Annotated in this window: 1 protein-coding gene; it reads right to left on the bottom strand. The window is 36.8% G+C overall.

Features of this window, described 5'->3' with window-relative positions; all coding sequences use genetic code 11:
- Nucleotides 1-228: hypothetical protein (locus SB756_RS36495; RefSeq protein WP_410914139.1), on the bottom strand; the 228-nt coding region annotated here is incomplete at both ends.

The following is a 228-nucleotide window of genomic DNA, read 5'->3' as shown; positions in this document are numbered from 1 at the left end:
AAGGCCAACATTGTTAAGCGTATTATTTTTCATCTCAAAATGAGGGCCAAATGTACTTTCGTCAGACCCGCCTCGGTAGAGTTTTACTAAACTGCCTTTTACATTTTTAAAGCGATTGCCGGTAACCGTCACGTACTCTGCGTTGTAAACACCTAAGTCTTCGATTTCTGTATTTAGGCGTAATACATCGCCCGTAATTTCATTAAATGTATTATTATTTAATACAAT

This window comes from Pseudomonas sp. SIMBA_068 (assembly GCF_046534705.1).
GTDB classification, from domain to species: domain Bacteria; phylum Pseudomonadota; class Gammaproteobacteria; order Pseudomonadales; family Pseudomonadaceae; genus Aquipseudomonas; species Aquipseudomonas putida.
The sequence above is the reverse complement of the archived record's forward strand: the minus strand, read 5'-3'. Positions and strand labels throughout refer to the sequence as shown.